This window comes from Nonomuraea sp. B19D2, from assembly GCF_040137845.1.
Classification (GTDB): domain Bacteria; phylum Actinomycetota; class Actinomycetes; order Streptosporangiales; family Streptosporangiaceae; genus Nonomuraea.
In genome coordinates, this window is the sequence record NZ_JBEFAK010000008.1 from 235,863 (window position 1) to 258,664 (window position 22,802).

The window sequence follows — 22,802 nt, forward strand, 5'->3', positions numbered from 1 at the left end:
CTGGACCGTCGGATCGCATCTGTACCACGCATTCCCCAGGCTCCGCGTCACCGCTCGAGGAGATCTGAGCAGCGCCCTGGCATCACCTCAGGCTCATGGCCCGGCTTGATGGCGGTCGTATCGTCGCGCAGGAAATTCCGGTGAATCGGGCAGTTCGCCTTGTTAGGGTGCCCGCATGCGTTCTCAGCCGGCCTTGCTACCGCGCTCGACACCGGCGGCTTCGGGGGTCTCGTCCCGTTCGATCGCCGCGTTGCTGGACCGGCTCGAAGCACAATCCGTCGAGCTCCACTCCATCATGGTCGTACGCCACGGTCACGTCGTGGCCGAAGGCTGGTGGGCGCCGTACTCGGCCGGGCGCCCGCATCTGCTCTATTCGCTGACCAAGTCGTTCACCTCGGTCGCGGTGGGGCTCGCGATCGCCGACGGGCGGCTCTCGCTGGACGACCGGGTGGTGGACGTGTTGCCCGACCACGTTCCGGCCGACATCTCCGAGCAGGGACGCCGCATCACCGTCCACCACCTGCTGTCCATGACGGCCGGGCACAGCACGGACAGCCTCGCCGAGGCCTGGCAGCTGGAACCGGACGACCTGGTGAAGGGCTTCATGCGCGTACCGTTCTCCGAGCCTGAGGGAACCCGGCACACCTACGACAATGCGACCACTTTCGTCCTGGCCCGGATGGTGGAACGGGTCACCGGCCGCGGCCTGCCGGAGCTGCTCGACGAGCGCCTGTTCCAGCCGATGGGCGTCGACCACGCCGAATGGGATCGGGTGGCGAGCGGTGCCGCCTTCGGATTCCACGGGCTGCACCTCAGGACCGAGGCCGTCGCCGCTTTCGGCGAGTTACTGCTGCGTGGAGGCGTCTGGGGCGGCCGCCAGCTCGTCCCGCGCGAATGGGTGGAGCTCGCGACCAGACGGCACATCGAGACCCTGCCAGCCGAGGACGGCTCGTCTAACCCCGACTTTCATTGCGGGTACGGCTACCAGTTCTGGATGTCGCGTCACGGTTACCACGGCAACGGCGCCTTCGGCCAGCAATGCGTGGTCGTCCCGTCCCACGATCTCGTGGTCGTCGTGACCGCCGCCGTCGAGCAGACACACGCACTGCCCGGCCTCTTTTGGGACTGCCTGCTGCCCGGCCTGGATGACGCGGGAAGCGCCCGGGACGACGAGATCCTCGCCGATCGGCTGCGGCGGCTGTCACTTGCGCCGGTGCCGGGTTCGGCGGCCCGTTCCCGTTCCGGTGCGGCGAGGATCGACGCCTCCGCCGAGGATTCGGCCCTGCCCGACGCAACCGCGGTGGCCGTCGAGCCGGTGGACGGCGGATGGCACCTGCAACTCGGGTCGTCACTCAAGGTCGCCGTCGGCCACGGCGACTGGCGGGAAAGCTCGCCGCTCGGCCGCCCTGTCGTCGCCGCCGGCGCCTGGCAGGGCAACACGTTCGTCGCCGACCTCTACGTCATCACCACCCCGCACCGGGTCCGGCTGGTGCTCGACGCCGACGCGGGGACAGCGGTGGCGAAGTGGAGCACCGTGCCCCTCACCGGCCCCAGCCTGGAGTTGCATCTGCGGTCGCCGCTGATGACCCGGCCCGACGTCGCCTAGGTGGTGGTGACCGGGGCATCCCGTAATGCCCGGCGCCGGGCTGGCTGAGACCGCGCCTCATTCAGGGTCGTTGCTGGGCAGGAGGGTGAGGCGGGCGGCGCGGCGGTAGCAGATCAGAGCGCAGGCCAGGCGCAGGAATGCGAGGAAGTGGGAAGCCTTACGGTCCTGACGGCGGGCGAGGTGCCGAAACCGGCTCCTCACCCATTCCAGGCACCGCTCGATGATTTATCGGTGCCGGCCGAGGTGAGTGCCGGATTCGATGCCTTACGCGCGATCCGGGAGATCATGCCACGGCGTCTGACCAGCTCACGGCAGGCCCAGTAGTCGTAGCCCTGGTCAGCGTGCAGCTTGCCCGGCCACCGGCGGGGGCGTCCGAGCGGTCGCCGGATCGCACGCAGGCTGTCGAGCACGTCCTTGAGCATGGTGCTGTCGTTGACGTCTGCACGGCCCCGCGCTCGGCCAGCCACGCTTGGCAGCAGACACCACAACGGTCAGCGGCAGCCCGTTGCGGTCGCTGACCGCGTGGCTCTTGAGATGCGGTCCAAGCAGGTCAGGAACTTCCCCCCACAGCGACAGGCAAGGTGGATCACCAGATACTGGACCACCTCGCGGGCGATCCCGTGCACGGCCACGACACCTGACGAGATGCGGGAAGATCGGGAACATGCCGATATCCATGCCATCCGCGGACCGGTGCCCCTTCTGCGACTACCTCGCCGGGCTGCACCCCGCCACCATCCTGGAACAGGGGGAGCAGGTCGCCATCCTGGTCACCCGTTGGCAGCGTGGGCAGGGGCACGTGCTGGTGATACCGGTCGCTCACCGCCCGACGGTCATGGACGTGGCCTCGGCGGAGGAGCAGCAATTGATGAACGCCGTGCGGCGGGCGGCCCGGGCCATCGCAGCCGCCTACGACCCCGGGGGCATCGCCGTCTGGCAGAACAACGGAGTGCCCGCGCACCAGACCGTCCCCCATGTTCACTTCCATGTCGCCGGCACTCTGCCCGACGGCGGCACTCGAGCGGGCGAGGTCCCTCGTCTCGACCTCGATGAGACCGACGGGATCGCCAAGCGCCTCAGCCCTTATCTCTGAGCGGGCCCGCAAGGTGCTCCCGGTAAGCCCATGGCAGTGGAACTCCGAGCTTCCTGCGATCCATGGTCATTTCACCGGCGGCGACTTCACCTCCTGTACGAGTTTCCCCTTCAAGCACATTTCAAATGCGGCCCGGGCAGGGCTGCAGCGTGGCTTGCGGAGGATCTTCCAGCTCTGCCAAGACGACGCCGAGGTGCCGGGCTGTGGTTCGTGCCCGGCACCGGGCGGCTCCAGCGCGTATTGCGTTGGGGTCAGGCGTGGTGGCGGAGGGCCTCGGAGAGGGCTGACAGGCGCTGGGGCGAGGCAAGGCCCGCGTGGTACAGGTGGAACTCGGTCGCCCCTGCCTTGGCGTACGTGCTGAGCTGGTCGGCCAGGACCGCGGCGTCGGCGGGGCGAGGCGGCAGGGTGAGGACGTAGGCGCCTATTCGCTGGCCGGCGGTGGACAGGTCCTTGAGGTGGGTGAGGCGGGTGGCGTCTGTGGCCGGGTCGCCCCAGCAGCTGGCCACCAGGACGTCCGCTTCCGGTTCGCCCGTGGGGAGTGCGGCGAAGGCGCCTGCCGCCCAGGGGTCCGGGTTGGCGTGCAGGGTGATGGGGACGTTCGGGGCGGTTCTTCTGGCCACGGCGATCAGGCGCCGGCGTAGGGAGGCGGACAGTTCCACGCGGAGGGCTCGCACGTCGTCGGTCAGCTCGCCGAGGGCCTGATCGATGGTGACTGGGTGAGTGTCGGCCGTTGTGGTTTGGCCTGAGGGCTGGGCGCGGTCTATGGCGGCGCGGACTCTGTCTCTGGTGGCCGGTGGGTAGCGGTCGGCGCAGGACGAGCAGAAGCACAGTGAGAGCAGGTCGGCGTCGGCGGGCGTCCAGTCCGCGCCGGAGGTCTTCTCGTGCACGCTCTGGTGGCCGAAGCCCATCGGGCCGCAGGCTTCCAGGATGAGGCCGTCCGGCTCGCCTACCGTGAGGATCTCCTGGACCAGGCGCTCGCAGTAGTCGAGCACGTCCTCGTGAGCCGGGCAGAGCGCGTACGGGTACGGGTCGCCGAAGGCGTTGCGTACGACCAGGTCGGGGTTGGCCGTGCCCAGGTGGGAGTTGTGGGTGAGGACGGTCCAGGCGTGCACCTGGAGGCCTACCGCCTTCAGTGCGTCCCTGGCCTGGAGGTAGGCGTCCTCCGCGGTCCAGGTGGGGGCCGCAGGGACCAGGCGGGACCAGGACGACGGGCGGATCGGGAGGTAGAAGGCCGGATAGGGAACGTCCAGCACACGATGGGACGGGTGATAGGGCGTGGCGGCTCTCGTTGAGTGATAGCTCGCTGCCAGCGCCACCGCGTCCACGCCCAGGCCGGCCAGGCGGTCTGGGGCCGAAGGGTCGCCGACGATGTCCCAGGGGTAGACATAGGCCACGTTCACCAGCGTGGTCTCCTCGCGGAAAAGGTGGGCTCGAAACGTTGCAGGTAACTCGTGTCGTCGCGGGCGGAGATCCCGCACTTCTCGTACTGCTCGTTCATGACGGCCAGCGCGTCGCGGTCGAGTTCGACGCCGAGGCCGGGGCCGGTGGGCACGGGGACGGCGCCGTGCTCGAAGCGCAGGGCGCCGGGCGCGACCACGTCCTGACCGTCCTGCCAGGGGGTGTGCGTGTCGCAGGCGAACGTGAGGTTCGGGGTGGCGGCGGCGAGATGGGTCATGGCGGCCAGGCTGATCCCGAGGTGGGAGTTGGAGTGCATGGACAGCGCCAGGCCGAACGTGTCGCACAGGGTGGCGACGTGGGCGGAACGTACGAGTCCGCCCCAGTAGTGGTGGTCCAGGAGGAGCACGCCGATCGCGCGGGATGCGATGGCGGGAGGGAGATGTTCAGGGGTGACCACGCACATGTTCGTGGCGAGGGGCATGGGGACGGCGGCGGCCACCTCCGCCATGCCGGAAATGTCGGGTGTGGGGTCCTCCAGGTACTGGAGGGTTCCTTCGAGTTCCTGGCCCACGCGGATCGAGGTCTCGACCGTCCAGGCGGCGTTCGGGTCCAGGCGGAGCGGCACTCCGGGGAACGCCTCGTGGAGGGCGCGGATCGCGGCTATTTCCCGATCCGGGGGGAGGACGCCGCCTTTGAGCTTGATGGACTGGAAGCCGTATTCCTTGATGAGGAGGGCTGCTTGCTCGACAACGCCCGCTTCGTCCAGGGCCGCGCCGAACCGGTCGGGCTCCTCGCCGGGGTGACCCGCCCACTTGTAGAAGAGGTACGCGCTGTACGGCACCGCGTCCCTGACGCGACCGCCCAGGAGGTCCGATACCGGCACTCCGGCCGCCTTGCCGCGAATGTCGAGACAAGCCACCTCAAAGGGGGAGAAGACCCGGTCGATGCTCTTCTCCTTGGTGGCGGCGCCGGTCAATCCGTGCAGGTCGCCCACCGTTTCGCCGATTATCGCGCCGATCCGGGCGTACATCGTGTTCGTGGCGTGCACGTCGAGGCCGATCAGGGCCTGCGCGCACTCGCGTACCTTGCCCAGGTGATCGAGGTCCCCGTAGGTCTCGCCCAGCCCGGTCAGGCCCTCGTCCGTGACGACCTCGACAATGGTACGGAGGGCCCACGGCTCGTGGACTCCGGCGGCGTTCAGGAGGGGCGGATCCCGGAAGGCGACAGGAGTGACGTGGATCTGCCTGATGATCATTTAGCTCGCCGTCCAGATATGTGAACAATGGCCAGATTTGTGGACAAGTTGCCGCAACTGTAAGAATCAGGCTGAAGAAGTGTCAAGCTCGGAAGGGCCTTTCGATGATCTACGGACACGACCCCAGGACCGGCGAGACTGTTGGCGCCGCGCTGCCCGAAACCGACAGTGCCGGGGTCGACACGATCGTTTCCGCTGCGGCCGCCGCAGGCACGGCCTGGCGGGCGACCCCGGCCGCTGAGCGGGCGCTCGCGCTCGAGGCCGTGGCCGACGCGCTCGCCGCGCACGTGGACGAGCTGTGGCAGCTCGCCGACCAGGAGACCGCGCTCGGCGAGGTACGGCTGCGCGGCGAGGTCGCGCGTACGGCGGGGCAGTTCCGGCTCTTCGCCCAGGTCCTCAGGGACGGCGGTTATGTCGAGGCCATCATCGATCACGCGGATGCCTCGCTCACGCCGCCCCGGCCCGACGTGCGGCGGATGAAGCACCCGCTGCCGGGCGTGGTCGCCGTCTTCGCGGCCAGCAACTTCCCGTTCGCGTTCTCGGTGGCCGGTGGCGACACGGCGTCCGCGCTGGCGGCGGGGTGTCCGGTGGTGGTCAAGGCGCATCCAGGGCATCCGAACACCTCCGAGCAGGTGGCGAAGATCGTCCGTGCGGCGCTGCCGAACCCTGACCTGCTGGGCCTGGTGCAGGGCATGCAGGCCGGTGCCGACCTGGTGCAGCACCCCGGGGTGGTCGCGGCCGGGTTCACCGGGTCCGTGGCCGGGGGCAAGGCGATCCAGCGGCTGATCGACGAGCGCGAGGTGCCGATCCCGTTCTACGGTGAGCTGGGCAGCGTCAACCCCGTCGTCGTGCTGCCGTCCGCGCCGGCCAAGGAGGTGGCCGCGGGATTCGCCGGGTCGCTGACGCTGGGAGTCGGGCAGTTCTGCACGAACCCGGGGCTCATGTTCGTGCCCGAGAGCGACGAGCTGCGGGATGCTCTCGTCGATGCGGTCGAGGGCACCAGCGGCGGTCCCATGCTGGCCGAGCGGATCAGGGACGGGTACCTCGGCGGCGTCGAGCGGCTGGGCGAGCTGCGGCTGCTGGCCGAGGGCAAGCCGGGCGAGGGAAGCTATGCGGTCACGCCCAAGGTGTTCACCGCCGATCTCGACACGTTCGAGGAGAAGCTGCCGCGTATCGCCGAGGAGTGCTTCGGGCCGGCGTCGATCGTGGTGACGTATCGGGAAATTTCCGACCTGGGGCCCGTGCTTGAGCGGCTGGAGGGATCGCTGACCGCGACCGTCCACGGCGCCGATCCGGGTGAGGCCGGCGAGGTCGTCGAGGTGCTGGGGAGGAAGGCCGGTCGGCTCATCTGGAACGGGTGGCCGACTGGGGTGGCTGTGTGCTGGGCGATGCAGCACGGTGGTCCTTGGCCGGCCGCGACCACGACGTCCACGTCTGTCGGGGCCACGGCGATCGAACGGTGGCTGGCGCCCACGGCGTACCAGGACTGGCCGGAGGCGCTGCTGCCCGACGAGCTGAAGGACGGCAACCCGCTGTCCATTCCGCGGAGGGTCGACGGTCGTCTGGAGGCGTGAACGGGTTCGCCCTGGGCGCCGCCGGGCTTCCCAGGGCGGAACCGACGATGGTCTTGGAGTGCCGAGAAGTGAGGGTCAGGCGCCGGCGATCTCCAGGCCTTGCGCAATGATCCGTTCCAGCGACTCCAGGTGCTCGGGCGCCGGGTCCACCAGCGGCGCCCGCACACCACCCGCCTCCAACCCCCGTAACCGCACCCCCGCCTTGACCAGCGAGACCGCGTACCCGGGCACCAGATCCCGCAGGTCCACCAGCGGCAGGTAGAACCCGGTCAGCAGCCTTTGGGTCAGCACCTCGTCCCCGCCCGTGACCGCCTTGTAGAAGGCGAGCGCGATCTCGGGCGCGAACGCGAACACGGCGCTGGAGTACAGGCTCACCCCGAGCCCTCGGTAGGCGGGGACGGTCAGCTCGGCGGTGGGCAGGCCGTTGAAGAACGTGAAGTCCTGCCCGGTCGATCGCCGCACGGTCAGGATGATCCGCTGCAGCAGGTCGAAGTCCCCCAGCCCGTCCTTGAAGCCGATGACGTTGGGCAGCCCGGCCAGGTCGGCGACGGCAGCGGGGGAGAAGCGGGCGGTGCCGCGTTGGTAGATGACGACCGGCAGGTCGACGGTCGCGGCCACCTCGCGCACGTACCGTACCAAGCCGGTGGGAGGGCCGCTGACCAGGTAGGGAGGCATCAGCAACAGCCCGTCGGCGCCCTGCGCGGCGGCGGCGCGCGCGATGGCCTTGGCAGCCGGCAGCGGGCCGCCCGCGCCGGCGAAGACGGGGACGCGGCCCGCGGTGGCCGCGACTGAAATGGACACCACGCGGGTGTATTCGTCGAGATCGAGGGCGTTGAACTCACCGGTGCCGCACGCGGTGAACACTCCTCCCGCCCCCGCCGCGACCCCGTCGGCGACGTGCCGGGCCAGAGCGGGTTCGGCGAGGTCGCCATCGGCGTCGAAGGGAGTCACCGGAAAGAAGAGAACACCATCCAGCCGCATCGACAGTCCTTTCTAGCGGATGCCCTCCCTGCGGAGAGTGGCAGCCAGCTTGCGGGTGTGTTTGATCACTGCCTCGGTGATCTGCTCGACCTCGGCGGACCCGAGGCCCGCGGGCATCGCGCAGCTGATCGCGTCCGTGGCCGGGATGCGGTAGTCGACCGCCACGGCCACGCAGGCCAGGCCGGGCGTGCCCTGCTCGCGTTCGTACGCCCAGCCCCGGGTGCGGACCTGGTCGAGCTCGCCGGTCAGCTTGTTCAGATCGGTGATCGAGTGCTCGGTCAACCCCTCCAGCGGGTCGGGCAGCAGTGCCGCCACCTCGTCGTCCGTGAGCTGGGCGAGCAGCACCTGCCCGAGCGCCGTGACGTGGGCGGGCAGTCGCCGGCCCACCCTGGGGATCACGTGGTCGGCCTCGCGCGACTCGCGGGTGGCCAGGTAGAGGACGTGTGCGCCGTCCCGGCGGGCGAAGTGGGTCGTCTGCCCGATCTCTGCCCGCAGGTCCTCAAGGGTCTCCTGCGCGAACGGCAGCGCGGGATCCTTGTCGAGGTACGCGGTGCCGGTCAGCAGGGCGTGCGGCCCGATGCCGAACGCCGACCTCGCCGAGTCGGTCTCCACCCAGTTGAGCTCGACCAGCGTCCGCATCAGGGCGTGCAGGCTGCTCCGCGGGAACCCGGTGCGCTGCTGGAGCTCCGACAGCGTCAGGTTGTTGTGCGACTCGGCCAGGGCCTCCAGGATGCGTACCGTCCGCTCCGCGGACTTGACCAGTTGAGGCTCCATACTCATCCCATCTCGACTGCGGCTACGGAGATCCAGAATATTGGCTCTCGTCCAGGTACATGGACGCCTAACCCTTGACGGCCCCGCTTGTCAGACCGCGCATGAACTGCCGCTGGAAGGCCAGGAACGCGATGATCGACGGCAGCAGTGCCAGCAGCGAGGCCGCCAGCAGGACGCCGATCCCCACCTCCTCGTCGGAGCGGAGCGAACGCAGCGCGATGGGCAGCGTCCACATGCTCGACTCCGGCGCGACGATCAGGGGCAGCAGATACTGGTCCCAGATCATGGTGAAGCCGAAGACTCCGATCACGCCGAGCGCCGGACGGCACAGCGGCACGATGATGGTGGCGAAGATGCGCAGCTCGCTGGCGCCGTCGATGCGGGCCGCCTCCTCCAGCTCGACCGGCACTTCCTTCATGAACTCGGTCATGACGAGGATGGAGAAGCCCCAGGCGCCGACCGGCAGGATCATGCCCGCGTACGTGCCGATGAGGTTGACGTGCAGCAGCGGCATGTCGGCCAGGACGAGCGAGAGGGGGATCGCGATGATCTCCTCCGGCAGCATCATCGTGGTGAGCATGAGCAGCAGCACGACGGTCATCCCGCGGAACCTCTTGCGTGCCAGCGAGTACGCGGCGAAGACGCTCACGAGCATCTGCAGCAGCAGGCCGAAGCCCACGACGATGAAGGAGTTCAGGAGATAGAGATAGACGTTCTTCTCCTTGGCCTGGACGAAGTTCTCCAGGGTGAAGCCGTCCGGCCAGAGGGAGAAGGAGGTGGGGTCCAGGGTCTTGCTGAACGCGCTCATCAGCAGTCCAACCAGCGGCCCGGTGAAAACCACCACCATAAAGCCATAAATCAGGACCTTTCCGGCAACGGCCATGGGGCCCTTGCGCGACTCCAGCCCCAGCGCGCTGTCGAACCTCATCTCGCCTGCCTCCTGCGCAGCATCTGTGCGATCAGGGTGAGCGTCAGCGTGGCCAGGAACAGCACGATCCCGCCCGCCGAGGCCACGCCCAGATCGTTCTTCTGGAACCCGAGCTTGTAGATCAGCGTCATCAGCACCTCGGAGGAGCCGTTCGGACCGCCGTTCGTCAGGACGTACACCTCGACGAAGACCCGCAGCCCGCGGATGGCCGCCAGCGTGAACAGGATCCAGAACACCGGCCGCAGGGCGGGCAGCGTGATGTGCCGCAGCCGGTGCCAGATGGAGGCGCCGTCCACGGCCGCCGCCTCGTAGAGCGTGCGGTCGACGCCGACCAGTCCCGCCAGGAAGATCATCATGTCGTACGGCGTGCCGCGCCAGATGCTCATCAGCATGATCGACCAGAGCGAGGAGTGCTCGCTGGCCAGCCACGGCTGGGGATCGATGCCGGCCCAGCCGATGATCGTGTTGAGCATCCCGCTGTCGGCCGGGTGGAACATGATCCGCCACACCTCGGCCACGGCCGCCATCGTGGTGACGACCGGCAGGAAGGCGGCAGTCCGTACGAACCACAGATAGCGGGCAGGACCCTCGATGAGCAGCGCGAACCCGAGGCCCAGCACGACCGAGCCGATCGTGGTGCCCAGCGCCAGCACGATGCTGTGCCAGATGGCCGCGGCGAAGTCGGCGTTGCTGATGATCGTCTTGTAGTTCTCGAGGCCGAGCCACTCGTCCCCGAGGAACGTCTGGACCTTGAAGAAGCTCTTCCACAGGCCCACGAACATCGGGATGAACTTGAAGTACAGGAACAGCAGGAGAGCGGGTGCCAGGAACAGCCAGGCCATCAGCGGCCCCTGCCACCGCACCCGCTTGGTGCGGCGATGGGGGGTCGCTGTGCGGCCGGGAGCCCGCGTGAGTGTGGAGGTCATGACGCTTTCTGGCTCTGGAGTTCCTGCGTGAGCTTGGTGTTCAGCTGGTCCATCGCCGTCTTGACGTTCGCGGAGCAGTCGGCCCAGACCGCGTTGATGGAGTCGGCGGAGTCCTGGCGGATCGGCGCCCAGTTCGGGACGGGCGGGGCGTAGACGGCGTTGGCATAGGCGTCCTGGAACACCTTCCAGCGCGGGTCCTCCCGCTCGCCGGCCATGTCGACCTGGGTGTTGATGGGCAGGCGGACGATGGCGCCGTTGGCGTCCTTGTTCATGCCGACCTTCTGGCCATCAGGGGAGATCGCGAACTCGGCGAACTTCTTCTGCGCGTCCTGCTGGTCGGAGCCGGCCATCAGGTAGACGTTCTCGCCCTCGCCGAGCGTGCCGGGGCCGCCGGAGGGGCCCTTGGGCAGGGGCAGCACCTCGATCTTGTCGGTGCCGATGCTCTTGACGAACCTCGCGAGCACGTACGGGCCGACCATGTAGATGCCGCCCTGGCCCTTCTCGAAGACCTCGTGCGTGACGGTCGTGTCGTTGCTGACCGCGCCCGGATTGACGGTCTTGGCCTTGCAGAACTGGTCCTGCAGGTACTGGACGGCCTCGACCGTCCTCGGGTCGTTGACCGTGGACTGGAAGTGGCCGCCGCCGGTGTTCTTGATGAAGTCGCCGCCGTTGCCGTAGATGTAGGAGGAGGCGTACCAGGAGGCGTAGCCGCGCTTGGTGCCCGCGGGGATGACGAAGCCCGCCGTGTCGGCCTTGCCGTTGCCGTCGGGGTCCTTCTCGGTGAACGCCTGAGCCAGCTTGGTCAGGTCGTCCCAGCTCTTGGGCGGCTCCATGCCGACCTTCTCGCGCCAGTCCTTCCGTACGATGAGCGCGAACGCCTGGGCGGAGAACGGGGCGGCATAGAACTTGCCGTTCGCCCCCGTCGCGGCCTGCCAGGCACGGTCGGACAGCTTGTCGCCGCCGGCGAGCGAGGCTTTGTCGACCTCGCGGAGCCAGCCCTGCGACTGCATGTTGCCGAGCTGGGCGGTGTCGTTGATGACGATGTCGGGGAGCTTCTTCTGGGCGGCCTGCTGGTTCAGCTTGGTCTCGAAGTCGTCGAAGAGCGCGACGACTTTCGTCTTCACCCCGCTGGCCTTGGTGAATGCGTCAGCGAGTTTCGCCGCCGTCTTGGCGGAGTCGGAATCGGGCGCCTGCCTGATCCAGATCTCCAGAGCGTTGTCTGAACCTGACCCCCCGGAGCCGCAGCCTGTCAGCGTTACGGCCAGGGTCGCCGTGATCGCGACCCCCAGCAGACGACGTGACATAAGACCGCCTTCCGTTCACATACGTGGACTTGAGTCGTGGACTTGAACTGGTGCCTGAGAACGTAACTATCTGCACGGTTCGGGGTCAATATCCAAGTATGTGAATTTTGGTCAGGATCGCATGCATCATGGAGACATGCGCATTCTCATGACCGGAGCCGCGGGAAAAGTCGGCACGCTGCTCCGCCCACGGCTCGCCCGCGAGGGCCGCACGCTGCGGCTTTCCGACATCCACCCGGTCGAGCCCGGCCCCGGTGAGGAGTGGGTGACGGCCGACCTCGCCGACCCGGCCCAGGTGGCGGAGGCGATGAAGGGCGTGGACGCGGTGATCCACCTCGGCGGCGAGAGCCGGGAGGCTCCCTGGGCCGACATAGTGCAGGCCAACATCAATGGGATGCAAGTGCTGATGGAGGCTGCCCGCCAGGAGGGCGTCCGGCACCTGGTGCTCATGGGCAGCCACCACGCGGCCGGCTTCCACACCCGCCCCGCCGACGGCTCCGACCTGCCCGACTACGCCTTTCCCCGGCCCGACACCTTTTATGGAGTGAGCAAGGTCGTCATGGAGGCGCTCGGGAGCCTCTATCACGACCGGTTCGGCATGAACGTCACCGTGGTCCGCCTCGGCACCTGCAACGAGGCCTCCGGCGACACGCGTGGGCTGGCCACCTGGATCTCGCCTGACGACCTGACCGGCCTGATCGAGGCGGCGCTGACCGCGCCCGGCTACCACGTGGTCTGGGGCGTCTCGGACAACGCGCGGCGGTGGTGGTCGCTGGAGGAGGCCAGGTCCATCGGGTACGTCTCCCGCGACTCCTCCGAACCCCAGGCCGCGGCGCTCATCGCCGAGCAGGGGGAGCCGGATCTTTCCGAGCCGCTGCACAACCGCGCCGGAGGCGTGTTCACCCTGAACGAGCTGGGCGAGCGCTGGTAACGCCGCACCGCTGATCGCACTGCGGCCGCCCTTCGCAGGGACGGGGCGGGCGGTGCCTCAACGAGGCCGCTGAAGCAACCGGTTGCAGAAACCTTGACGGCGATAGGGGTAAAGGTCAAGGTTTAGTCTGGCAACCGTTTGCAAGGGAGGACGGCGATGGCGGCGACGATCAAGGACGTGGCGCGCGCCTGCGGCGTGCACGTGTCCACCGTGTCCCGCACTTTCTCCGCGCCGCATCTGGTCAATCCTGCCACCAGGAGCCGCGTGCTGGCCGCCGCCGACGGCCTCGGCTACCGTCCCAACCGCGCGGCCAGGGCGCTCACCACCGGGCGCACGTTCAACATGGGCCTGATCGTGGCGGACATCTCCAACCCGTTCTTCCCGCCGCTCATCAAGGCGGCCCAGGCGCAGGCCAGGGGCCGCGACTACCACGTGTTCGTGGCCGACACCGACGAGGACCCGCGGGTGGAGGAGGAGCTGATCAGGACGTTCACCAAGCAGGTGGACGGCGTCCTGCTGTGCAGCCCCCGCCTGTCGAACAAGATGATCGAGCGCCTGGCGGAGGACGTGCCGTTCGTGGTGATCAACCGGCGGATCAAGGGCATGCCCGCCGTGCTGATGAACGTCGCACAGGGCGCCAAGCTCGCGCTGGAGCACCTGGCCGGGCTCGGCCACCGCAGGATCGCGCTCGTGTCGGGTCCGATCGGCTCGTGGACCAGCAACGAGATGCAGGGCGCCGCCGCCGAGACCCCTGGGCTCGACCTCGTCTTCTTCGGACCCAACCAGCCCACGGAGGCGGGCGGCCTGGCCGTGGCCGCGGACGTGGCGGCCTGCGGGGCGACCGCGGTGCTCGCGTACAACGATCTCGTGGCGCTCGGCCTCATCGAGGGGCTGGCGGCGATGGAAATAGGGGTACCAGAGAAGATAAGCGTGATCGGGTTCGACGACATCCTCCCGGGGCGGCTCAACCGGCCCAAGCTGACCACTGTGGCCATGCCGGCCGTGGCTGCCGGGAGGATGGCCGTCGACCTGCTCCTCCAGTCGGGGGGTGAGGGCGCGACAGTGACCCTCGACACCGCCCTCATAGTCCGCGAGTCCACGGGAAGGGCCCAAACATGATCTTCGGAACGCTGCCGTCGGGGGAGAACGTCGAGCAGGTGGAGCTGTCGTCGGGACGGCTGCGCGCCGAGGTGCTCACGTACGGCGCTATCGTGCGCTCGCTGGAGGTGTCGGGCCGCAACGTCGTGCTCGGGCTTGAGACGCTGGAGGACTACCAGACCCGCAGCCGCTACTTCGGCGCGGTCGTCGGCCGGTACGGCAACCGCATCGCGAACGGCCGCTTCACCCTGGACGGTGCCGAGTACCGGCTTCCGCTCAACAACGGCGCCGCCAGCCTGCACGGCGGCATCGAGGGCTTCGACAAGAAGGTGTGGACCGTCGAGGAGCGCACCGGCGGCTCGCTGACGCTGAAGCTGATCAGCCCCGACGGCGACCAGGGCTACCCGGGCACCCTGACGGCCTGGGTCACGTACACGCTCGAGGACGACGCGCTCCGCATCGACTACGCGATGGAGACCGACGCCCCGACCGTGGTCAACCTGACCAACCACTCCTACTTCAACCTCAAGGGCGAAGGCGACGTACGGGACCACGTCGTGCAGCTGGACGCCGAGCACTACCTGCCGGTGGACGAGCACAAGATCCCCACGGGGGAGCTCGCGCCGGTCAAGGGCACGCCGTTCGACTTCACCGAGCCGCACGCCGTGGCGGAGCGGTACGACGGTCAATATGACCACTGCTTCGTGCTCAACGGCGAACACTGCAAGGTGACGGCAGGCGGTCTGACCATGGAGGTCACCACGACCGAGCCGGGCGTGCAGTTCTACACGGGGAGCATGCTGGACGGGGAGACGACGCCGTACGGACCCTTCGCCGGGCTGTGCCTGGAGACGCAGCACTTCCCCGACTCGCCCAACAAGCCGCACTTCCCCTCCACGGTGCTGCGGCCGGGCGAGCGCCGCACCTCGACGACGACCTACAAGTTCACGTCCTGAGGGCGGCGGCGGCCTTGATCACCATCAGGGCCACGTCGTCCTGCGAGGGCTCTTCGGCGAACGTGTCAACCGCGTGCCGCACGCGTTCCGCCACCGCGTGGGCGCTGAGCCCCACGCAGCCGGACAGCAGCGCCGCCAGCCCGTCGCCGTCGTCGAGCAGTCGGTCGCCGTCGCGCCGCTCGGTCACCCCGTCGGTGACGCACAGCAGCACCTCCTCCGGCGCCAGCTCGAACGTCTCGACGTAGAACCTGGCGCCGGCCTCGATGCCCAGCAGCAGCTGCGGGGTCGCCATCGCCTCGACCCTGCCGTCCGTCCGCAGCAGGAGAGGAGGGGGGTGGCCGGCCGAGGCGATCGTGCACAGCGCGCCGCCCTGGGGGAGCGGGGTCAGCTCGCCGCACAGCAGGCTGAGAAACCTGCCCTCCTCGCCCTCCTCAAGCAGCGCGTGGTTGAGCCGGTCGAAGATGTCGGCCACCGTGTAGTGCTCCTTGGCCAGCAGGCGTACGGCGTGGCGGGCCAGCCCGGTGACCGCGGCCGCCTCCGGGCCGCAGCCGCACACGTCGCCCAGCGCGAAGCACCAGTGGTCGGCCACCGTGAACAGGTCGTAGAAGTCGCCCCCGACGTCCGCGCCCTCCCCGGCGGGCTCGTAGACGACGGCGGACTCAAGGCCCGGCATGGGCGCCACGCGCATGGGCAGCAGGCTGCGCTGCAGCACCCGCGAGGTGGTGGCCTGCCTGGCGTACAGCATGGCGGTGTGCAGGTTGAGCGCCACCAGGCGGCACAGGTCCGCCAGCAGGTCGGCCACCTCCAGCGGCAGCGTCGGCTCGGCGCGGCCGATCACCAGCGCGCCGTACGACCTGCCCTGGGTGAGCAGCGGGAACGACAGCACGGTCTCGGGCCCCACCGGCCAGCTCAACTCGTCGAGCGCGGTGCGCGGGATGGCGGGCAGCGACTTGCGCAGGTCGGAGTTGTGGCGCTCCTCGCTGTGCCAGACGTGCGCGAGCCTGGTCATGCCGGCGAGGTCGGTCAGGTAGACGGCCGCCCAGGTGGCGATCTTGGGCACGACGAGCTGCGCGGTCAGCGCGGCGATCAGCTCCTCGTCGTGCACGCCCGCCAGCAGCTCGCCCGCCTCGGCCAGGAACGACAGCCGCCCCCGGTGCGCGCGGTCCTGCTCGGCCAGCCGCTCGCGCTGCACCGGGACGGCCACCTGGCCGGCGATGTGCTGGAGGCTGACCGTGAGCTCCTCGTCGAAGCGGTCCGGCTGCGCGGCCGTCACCACGATGTAGCCGGCCAGCTCGCCGTTCACGAGCAGTGGCGCGCACGCCAGCGACCGGGCATGCAGCTGCTGGGCCAGCTCGACGTCCACGGCGAGCAGGTCCTCGATCATCATGGGCGTCCTGCGCTCCGCGCCGAAGACGCCGGGGGCCAGCACTCCCACCAGCCCCGCCGTCGCGCCGGCGCCCGCCGCCACCCCGAACCTGTTGCCGCCGTCCGCGGCCAGCAGCACGTACGCCGCGTCACCGCCGCTGGACATCTGCACGATCTGGGCGATCGTGTCGAGCAGCTCCGCGAACGGCATGTCCTGGTCGAGCAGGTCCATGATGCGCCGGCCGGCCTCCCGGCGCAGCGGCGGCGTCAGCAGATAGCCGTGCTCGCGCGCCACCACCATCCAGATCGAGCATCGCTGTCCCCTGGTGCGCAGGTGGGAGACGTAGACAGGGAGCAGGCCGTCGTCCCTGTGCTGCATGCGCGCCTCGCCCCGCCAGCGGCCCAGGTTGAGCGTGTCGGCCAGCGACAGCGCGTACGGTCCGTGGCCCGGCCAGTCCACCAGCTTCTCCAGCGGCCGGCCGATCGCCTGGTCGGCCCGCCAGCCGAGCAGCTGCTCCGCCTCCGGGTTCCACGACTGCACCAGCCCGTCGCGGTCGGCGACGATGACGCCGACGTGCAGCGTCTCGACGGGGGCGGTGCTGGGCAGCGCCGGCGCGGACTCGCGCACGTCGTGGGGCTCGGCGAGCTCCATGCGCACCCAGACGCGCTTGGCGGTCCTGGTGTAGGTGACGCCCCAGGCGTCGGCCAGCATGCCCGCGAGCGCGAGGCCACGCCCCGAGGTGCGCGTCGCCTCGGGAGCGGGCTCGGCCGCCAGGATCGTCCGCGTCGGGTGGTGGTCGTCGACCTCGATCTCCAGCTTGGCGGGGTCGGCGTCCGCGTCCAGGCGGCAGGTCAGCTCGATGCCGGTGCCCGCGTGTACGACGGCGTTCGTGACGAGTTCGCTGGTCAGCAGCACGGCGTCCTCAGCCAGATGGCTCAGGTGCCATTCGCCGAGCACCTGGCGGACGAACCTGCGCGCGTGTGCCGGGGCATGCGGGGTCCCGTCGAAGGCCGTGCTCGACACCCTGGTCGTGTCCACTCTGCGTCCTAGAACATCACTCGTTGTGGCAGTACGGTCACTCTCAGAGTGGCAGACTGGTGCCGTCTTTACCGCCGGTTGGCAAAAGGCCCCAGGAGGGCGTGCCCGCGGGACTTCTTCGGGCCGGGCTGGCGGGATCCTCGGCGAGCCTACGCGCGTTCCGCGGTGTCTCCGACGTACCTTTGGCATCATGGCCACCCGTACGCCGAAAAGCGCATCGAAGGGGCCGGCGAAGCGGTCGACCTCGTCTCGCTCGACCCCCGCCAAGCGCGGGGCCTCGTCGACGGGGCGTCCAAGGGCGGGCTCCGGCCGTAAACCTTCGATGACTCACCAGGACCCGATCAGCTGGGTCTTCACGATGATCGGCAAGCTGATCGTCGGGCTGTGGATGCTGCTCGCCAACGGCATCGGCAGCACGGCTCGCGCGCTGGGCAAGAACGCCCGGGAGCTGGATCCCGCGCACAGGCGCGACGGGGTGGGCCTGACGGTGCTCGCGGGCGCGATCGTGCTGGCGGCCATGACATGGCGCAACGCCGACGGGGCGGTCTCCGGCGTGGTGAACGCGACCGTGCGCGGCGTGTTCGGCTCGCTGGCGTGGGCGCTGCCGCTGCTGCTGGGCCTGCTGGCCTGGCGCTATCTGCGCCACCCCGACCAGAACGCCGACACCGGGCGCATGGTGATCGGGTGGGCCGCGCTGCTGGTCGGCGTGCTGGGCGTCATCCACGTGACCAACGGCACCCCCTACCCGGCCGGCGAGGGCCAGGGCATGGACAAGATCTCGGCGGCCGGGGGCATGATCGGCTTCATCGTGTCGGCGCCGCCGATGAGCATCCTGCCGCCGTGGATCACGATCCCGCTGCTGCTGCTCCTGTCGGGGTTCGGCGTGCTGGTGATCACCGCCACCCCCGTGCATCGGATCCCGGAGCGGCTCGCCGAGCTCAAGCACATGCTGTTCGAGCGGCATGCCGAGCCTGAGCAGCGGGAGCCGGGCAAGAAGCGGGCCAGGGCCGCGAAGAAGTCCCCGGAGCAGGGGGCCGACTCGGTCAAGCCGTACGACACGCCGGTTCTGGCGGATAAGGCCGACAAGCAGTCCGACCACTCGCCCGAGATCGTGCCGGGGCTGACGGACGAGGAGGAGGCGCCCGCCCTCGAGGCCGACAGGAGGCCGGAGCCGCCGGAGCCGACGCCCGCGCCGCGCAAGGTGGAGCAGCTCGTGCTGTCGCCGCAGGCGGGGCCGTACAGCCTGCCCGACCTGCAGTTCCTCAAGCCGGGCACGGCGCCGAAGCCGCAGACCAAGGCCAACACCACCGTGGTCAACGCGCTGACCAGCGTGCTCGAGCAGTTCACCATCGACGCGCAGGTGATCGGGTTCACCCGGGGGCCGACCGTGACCCGGTACGAGATCGAGCTGGGGCCCGCGGTCAAGGTGGAGAAGGTCACGGCGCTCACCAAGAACATCGCGTACGCCGTCAAGTCCGCCGATGTCCGGATTTTGTCGCCTATCCCGGGAAAGTCGGCGATCGGGGTCGAGATCCCGAACGCCGACAAGGACCTGGTGGCCTTGGGCGACGTGCTGCGTGCCCAGGTGGCGCAGGCCGACCACCACCCGATGATCGTCGGCCTGGGCAAGGACGTCGAGGGCCGCACCATCGTCGCGAACCTCGCCAAGATGCCCCACCTGCTCATCGCCGGCGCCACCGGCGCCGGTAAGTCGGTCTGCGTGAACGGGCTGATCACCAGCATCCTGATGCGGGCCACGCCCGACGAGGTGCGGATGGTGCTGGTGGACCCCAAGCGGGTCGAGCTCAGCGTGTACGAGGGCATCCCCCACCTGATCACGCCGATCATCACCAACCCGAAGAAGGCCGCCGAGGCCCTCGAATGGGTCGTGGGCGAGATGGACCGGCGCTACGACGACCTGGCCGCGTCGGGGTTCAGGCACGTCGACGAGTTCAACAAGGCCGTGCGGGCGGGCAAGCTGCAGCCGCCGCCCGGCAGCGAGCGGGTCTACCAGCCGTACCCGTACCTGCTGGTGATCGTGGACGAGCTGGCCGATCTGATGATGGTGGCGCCGCGCGACGTCGAGGACTCGATCGTGCGCATCACGCAGCTCGCCCGGGCGGCGGGCATCCACCTCGTGATCGCCACCCAGCGGCCGTCGGTCGACGTGGTCACGGGCCTGATCAAGGCCAACGTGCCGTCCAGGCTCGCGTTCGCCGTGTCGAGCCTCACCGACTCCCGGGTCATCCTCGACCAGCCGGGCGCCGACAAGCTGGTCGGCCAGGGTGACGCGCTGTTCCTGCCGATGGGCGCGAGCAAGCCCATCCGCATCCAGAACGCGTTCGTCTCCGAGAAGGAGATCGCCGAGATCGTCACGCACTGCAAGGCGCAGATGCAGGTCGAATACCGCGAGGACGTCGCCGCCGCGCCGGTCAAGCGGGAGATCGACGAGGACATCGGCGACGACCTCGACCTGCTCATCCAGGCCGCGGAGCTGATCGTGACCACCCAGTTCGGCTCGACCTCGATGCTGCAGCGCAAGCTGCGAGTCGGGTTCGCCAAGGCGGGGCGGCTGATGGACCTGCTGGAGAGCCGGAACGTGGTCGGCCCGAGCGAGGGTTCGAAGGCGAGGGAGGTGCTGGTCAAACCGGACGATCTGCCTGGTTTGCTGGCCGACCTGCGTGGCGAATGACCCCAATGCATCCCTGCGGGGTAGTAACTGGTTGAATGTAAACCACTACGAAATGTGGTGGGTGCCGTGGGGGAGGCGTTCGCTGTGCAGGAGCAGAGCATCGGGGCCATGCTGGCGGCGGCCAGGCAGTCGGCAGGGCTGACGGTCGAGCAGGTCAGCGCGGCCACCAGGATTCGCGAAGCGATCATCCATGGCCTGGAGCAGGATGACGACAGCCAGTGCGGTGGCGACTTCTATACCAGGGGGCACGTCAAGGCCCTGGCCAGGGCCGTGGGTCTCGATCCTGAGGCCACGGTCCACCTTTACGACCAGCAGCACGGCGGTGCGCCCAGGCCGGTGGCGGCCTCGGCGGTGTTCCAGGCCGACCGCAAGATCAACCTGCCGGAGCGGCGGGGCCCCAACTGGACGATGGCCCTGGGGGTGGCGCTGGCGATCGTGGTGGTCTTCGGCTTGATGCGGGTGCTGGGCGGCGCGAGTGACCAGGTGCGTACGGCCGACGTGCAGGCGGCCTCGGCCCGGCCCAGCGTCCCGCCGAACATGCCGGTCGTCGAGAGGCCGAAGCCCGCGGCGGGCAAGGCGCACAAGGGCCTTGTGACGATCACGGTCAGGGCGAAGCGGGCGTCGTACGTCCAGGCTCATGACGCCAAGGGGCACAAGCTGTTCGCGGGGACGATGAAGGCCGGCGAGACTTCCACGTGGCAGGCCGAAGATCGGGTCAACCTGCTGCTGGCCGACGCGTCAGCCGTTTCCGTGCAGGTCAACGGCAAGAAGGTGGGCCGGCTGGGCGGCAGGGGAGAGATCGTGCGGCGCTCGTTCGGACCGGCCAAGCCACCGTCCCGGTAGGCGTATGGCGGGAGCCCGTGCATCGGGTGGTGGCCAACTCCCGATACCGTAGTGTTCACCATGTCATCCCGCCGAACCGCATCGCTGATCACCCTGGGCTGCGCGCGCAACGAGGTCGACTCCGAGGAGCTGGCCGCGCGACTTGAGGCTGCCGGCTGGCAGCTGGCCGACGACGACCCCGATGTCGTCGTCGTCAACACGTGTGGCTTCATCGACTCGGCCAAGAAGGACTCCATCGACACGCTGCTGGCCGCCGCCGACTCCGGCGCGAAGGTGGTCGCCGCGGGCTGCATGGCCGAGCGCTACGGCAACGAGCTGGCCGAGTCGCTGCCCGAGGCCAGTGCCGTCATCTCCTTCGACGACTACGCCGACATCGGCGGCCGCCTCGACGACGTGCTCGCCGGACGGCCGCTCAAGCCCCACACACCACGCGACCGCCGCACCTTGCTGCCCATCTCGCCGGTGGACCGTGCCAGCGCGCCCAAGGTCAACATTCCCGGCCATGGCGACCTGCCCGAGGGCCTGGCGCCCGCGAGCGGCCCCCGCGTGCTGCGCAAACGGCTCGACGAGAGCCCGGTGGCCTCGCTCAAGCTGGCCTCCGGCTGCGACCGGCGCTGCACGTTCTGCGCCATCCCGGCCTTCCGCGGCTCGTACGTCTCCCGCAGGCCCGACGAGCTGCTGGCGGAGGCCGACTGGCTGGCCCACAGGGGCGTGCGCGAGCTCGTCCTGGTCAGCGAGAACTCCACGTCCTACGGCAAGGACCTGGGCGACCTGCGGGCGCTGGAGAAGCTGCTGCCCGAGCTCGCCGCCGTCGAGGGCATCGACAGGGTGCGGGTCAGCTACCTGCAGCCCGCCGAGCTGCGCCCGGGGCTGATCGACGTGCTCACCGGCACCGAGGGCGTCGTCCCCTACTTCGACCTGTCCTTCCAGCACGCCAGCGGCGCCGTCCTGCGCCGGATGCGCCGCTTCGGCGATCCTGAGCGCTTCCTGGGGCTGCTGGAGACCATCCGCGAGCGCGCCCCAGAGGCCGGCGTGCGCTCCAACTTCATCGTGGGCTTCCCCGGAGAGACCGAGGAGGAGTTCGGCGAGCTGGTCGGCTTCCTGGAGGCGGCCAGGCTCGATGTGATCGGCGTGTTCGGCTATTCCGACGAGGACGGCACGGAGGCGGCCGGGCTGCCGGGCAAGCTGGACCAGGAGGTCATCGACGAGCGCGTGCGCGTGCTCAGCGAGCTGGCCGAGGAGCTGACCGCCCAGCGCGCGGAGGAGCGCATAGGCACCGAGGTCGACGTGCTGATCGACGACGACCTGGGCGACGGCGGCTACGAAGGCCGGGCCGCGCATCAGGGCCCGGAGGTCGACGGCTCCGTCACGGTGCAGGGCATCGGCCTGGTCAAGGGGCAGATCGTGCGTGCGGTCGTGGTCGACGCCGAGGGCGTCGATCTGATCGCGCGCATCAAGGCCAGTCCATGAAAAGGGACGAGCGCCGGGTGGTGAGCCCGTGGAACATCGCCAACGTCCTCACGGTCCTCCGGTTGGCGCTCGTCCCCTTCTTCGTCGTCTGTCTTTTCCTGCCGGGCACGGGCTGGCGGGTGACCGCGCTCGGAGTCTTCGTGGTGGCCTCGATCACCGACCACCTCGACGGCGAGCTGGCCAGACGGTACGGCCTCATCACCGACTTCGGCAAGATCGCCGACCCGATCGCCGACAAGGCGCTCACCGGGGCGGCGCTGGTGTGCCTGTCGATTCTCAACGAGCTGCCCTGGTGGGTGACGATCCCGATTCTCGGCAGGGAGATCGGCATCACCGCCCTCAGGTTCGTGCTGCTTCGGCACGCGGTCATCCCGGCCAGCTACGGCGGCAAGGTCAAGACCGTGCTGCAGATCGCCGCGATCGTGCTCTATCTCCTGCCGGGGGTGCCGGAGTCCGTCCGCTGGGTGGTGATGGGGGCGGCGCTGGCCGTCACCGTGGGCACGGGCGTCGACTATGTCATCAGGGCCGTCAGGCTGCGCAAGGTCGCGAAGCAGGCGCGCGGGGAGTGA

At 69.3% G+C, this 22,802-nt stretch carries 19 protein-coding genes; 10 read left to right on the forward strand and 9 right to left on the reverse strand.

Translation table 11 applies throughout. From position 1 onward, the window contains the following. Positions 1-175 precede the first annotated feature (175 nt). Positions 176-1,606 (forward strand): serine hydrolase domain-containing protein, encoded by a 1,431-nt coding sequence (locus ABN273_RS17965; protein WP_349450031.1) that lies wholly within the window; start codon positions 176-178, stop codon positions 1,604-1,606. 197 nt (positions 1,607-1,803) lie between these two features. On the opposite strand, the gene ABN273_RS17970 is transcribed toward ABN273_RS17965, so the two are convergent. Continuing rightward, positions 1,804-2,028: a hypothetical protein gene (locus tag ABN273_RS17970; protein ID WP_349450032.1), complete on the reverse strand. Its 225-nt coding sequence runs from the start codon at positions 2,026-2,028 to the stop codon at positions 1,804-1,806. Between the two features lie 254 nt (positions 2,029-2,282). Between ABN273_RS17970 and ABN273_RS17975 the strand changes: the two genes are divergently transcribed. Beyond that, complete coding sequence (locus ABN273_RS17975; protein WP_349450033.1) at positions 2,283-2,699, forward strand: HIT family protein; 417 nt, start codon at positions 2,283-2,285, stop codon at positions 2,697-2,699. Between the two features lie 251 nt (positions 2,700-2,950). On the opposite strand, the gene ABN273_RS17980 is transcribed toward ABN273_RS17975, so the two are convergent. Continuing rightward, positions 2,951-4,099, reverse strand: a complete 1,149-nt coding sequence (locus tag ABN273_RS17980) for a hypothetical protein (protein ID WP_349450034.1) — start codon at positions 4,097-4,099, stop codon at positions 2,951-2,953. Continuing rightward, positions 4,096-5,352, reverse strand: coding sequence for a glucarate dehydratase family protein (locus tag ABN273_RS17985; protein WP_349450035.1), 1,257 nt, complete (start codon positions 5,350-5,352; stop codon positions 4,096-4,098). Before ABN273_RS17985 ends, ABN273_RS17980 begins: the two co-directional genes overlap by 4 nt. Positions 5,353-5,456: 104 nt before the next feature. On the opposite strand from ABN273_RS17985, the gene ABN273_RS17990 reads away from it, so the two are divergent. Beyond that, positions 5,457-6,926 (forward strand): aldehyde dehydrogenase (NADP(+)), encoded by a 1,470-nt coding sequence (locus tag ABN273_RS17990; RefSeq protein ID WP_349450036.1) that lies wholly within the window; start codon positions 5,457-5,459, stop codon positions 6,924-6,926. 75 nt (positions 6,927-7,001) lie between these two features. Here ABN273_RS17990 and ABN273_RS17995 read toward each other — a convergent pair whose 3' ends face one another. From ABN273_RS17995 to ABN273_RS18015, 5 genes are all read right to left on the reverse strand, one after another. Then, positions 7,002-7,907 carry a 5-dehydro-4-deoxyglucarate dehydratase gene (locus tag ABN273_RS17995; protein WP_349450037.1) on the reverse strand — a complete coding sequence of 302 codons (906 nt, stop codon included), beginning with the start codon at positions 7,905-7,907 and terminating at the stop codon, positions 7,002-7,004. A gap of 12 nt (positions 7,908-7,919) precedes the next feature. Beyond that, complete coding sequence (locus ABN273_RS18000; RefSeq protein WP_349450038.1) at positions 7,920-8,681, reverse strand: IclR family transcriptional regulator; 762 nt, start codon at positions 8,679-8,681, stop codon at positions 7,920-7,922. 67 nt (positions 8,682-8,748) lie between these two features. Beyond that, complete coding sequence (locus ABN273_RS18005) at positions 8,749-9,609, reverse strand: carbohydrate ABC transporter permease (RefSeq protein WP_349450039.1); 861 nt, start codon at positions 9,607-9,609, stop codon at positions 8,749-8,751. Further along, positions 9,606-10,535: a carbohydrate ABC transporter permease gene (locus tag ABN273_RS18010; protein ID WP_349450040.1), complete on the reverse strand. Its 930-nt coding sequence runs from the start codon at positions 10,533-10,535 to the stop codon at positions 9,606-9,608. The genes ABN273_RS18005 and ABN273_RS18010 overlap by 4 nt, the downstream gene beginning before the upstream one ends. Further along, positions 10,532-11,839 (reverse strand): sugar ABC transporter substrate-binding protein, encoded by a 1,308-nt coding sequence (locus tag ABN273_RS18015; RefSeq protein WP_349450041.1) that lies wholly within the window; start codon positions 11,837-11,839, stop codon positions 10,532-10,534. The genes ABN273_RS18010 and ABN273_RS18015 overlap by 4 nt, the downstream gene beginning before the upstream one ends. Before the next feature lie 136 nt (positions 11,840-11,975). Between ABN273_RS18015 and ABN273_RS18020 the strand changes: the two genes are divergently transcribed. The 3 genes from ABN273_RS18020 to ABN273_RS18030 all read left to right on the forward strand — a co-directional run bounded on the left by ABN273_RS18020 (position 11,976) and on the right by ABN273_RS18030 (position 14,824). Continuing rightward, positions 11,976-12,770, forward strand: coding sequence for an NAD-dependent epimerase/dehydratase family protein (locus tag ABN273_RS18020; protein ID WP_349450042.1), 795 nt, complete (start codon positions 11,976-11,978; stop codon positions 12,768-12,770). Positions 12,771-12,926: 156 nt separating this feature from the next. Next, on the forward strand, positions 12,927-13,889 hold the full coding sequence (locus ABN273_RS18025; protein ID WP_349450043.1) for a LacI family DNA-binding transcriptional regulator: 963 nt from the start codon (positions 12,927-12,929) through the stop codon (positions 13,887-13,889). Next, entirely contained in the window at positions 13,886-14,824 is a 939-nt protein-coding gene (locus tag ABN273_RS18030) for an aldose epimerase family protein (protein ID WP_349450044.1), read from the forward strand. The genes ABN273_RS18025 and ABN273_RS18030 overlap by 4 nt, the downstream gene beginning before the upstream one ends. On the opposite strand, the gene ABN273_RS18035 is transcribed toward ABN273_RS18030, so the two are convergent. Then, entirely contained in the window at positions 14,814-17,228 is a 2,415-nt protein-coding gene (locus tag ABN273_RS18035) for a SpoIIE family protein phosphatase (RefSeq protein ID WP_349450045.1), read from the reverse strand. The two genes, ABN273_RS18030 and ABN273_RS18035, sit on opposite strands and share 11 nt — an antisense overlap. 322 nt (positions 17,229-17,550) lie before the next feature. On the opposite strand from ABN273_RS18035, the gene ABN273_RS18040 reads away from it, so the two are divergent. From ABN273_RS18040 to pgsA, 4 genes are all read left to right on the forward strand, one after another. Next, complete coding sequence (locus tag ABN273_RS18040) at positions 17,551-19,920, forward strand: DNA translocase FtsK (RefSeq protein ID WP_502911053.1); 2,370 nt, start codon at positions 17,551-17,553, stop codon at positions 19,918-19,920. Between the two features lie 66 nt (positions 19,921-19,986). Next, positions 19,987-20,763, forward strand: a complete 777-nt coding sequence (locus ABN273_RS18045; protein ID WP_349450047.1) for a helix-turn-helix domain-containing protein — start codon at positions 19,987-19,989, stop codon at positions 20,761-20,763. A gap of 60 nt (positions 20,764-20,823) precedes the next feature. Beyond that, entirely contained in the window at positions 20,824-22,233 is a 1,410-nt protein-coding gene (gene rimO / locus ABN273_RS18050; protein ID WP_349450048.1) for a 30S ribosomal protein S12 methylthiotransferase RimO, read from the forward strand. Further along, complete coding sequence (gene pgsA / locus ABN273_RS18055; RefSeq protein ID WP_349450049.1) at positions 22,230-22,802, forward strand: CDP-diacylglycerol--glycerol-3-phosphate 3-phosphatidyltransferase; 573 nt, start codon at positions 22,230-22,232, stop codon at positions 22,800-22,802. The genes rimO and pgsA overlap by 4 nt, the downstream gene beginning before the upstream one ends.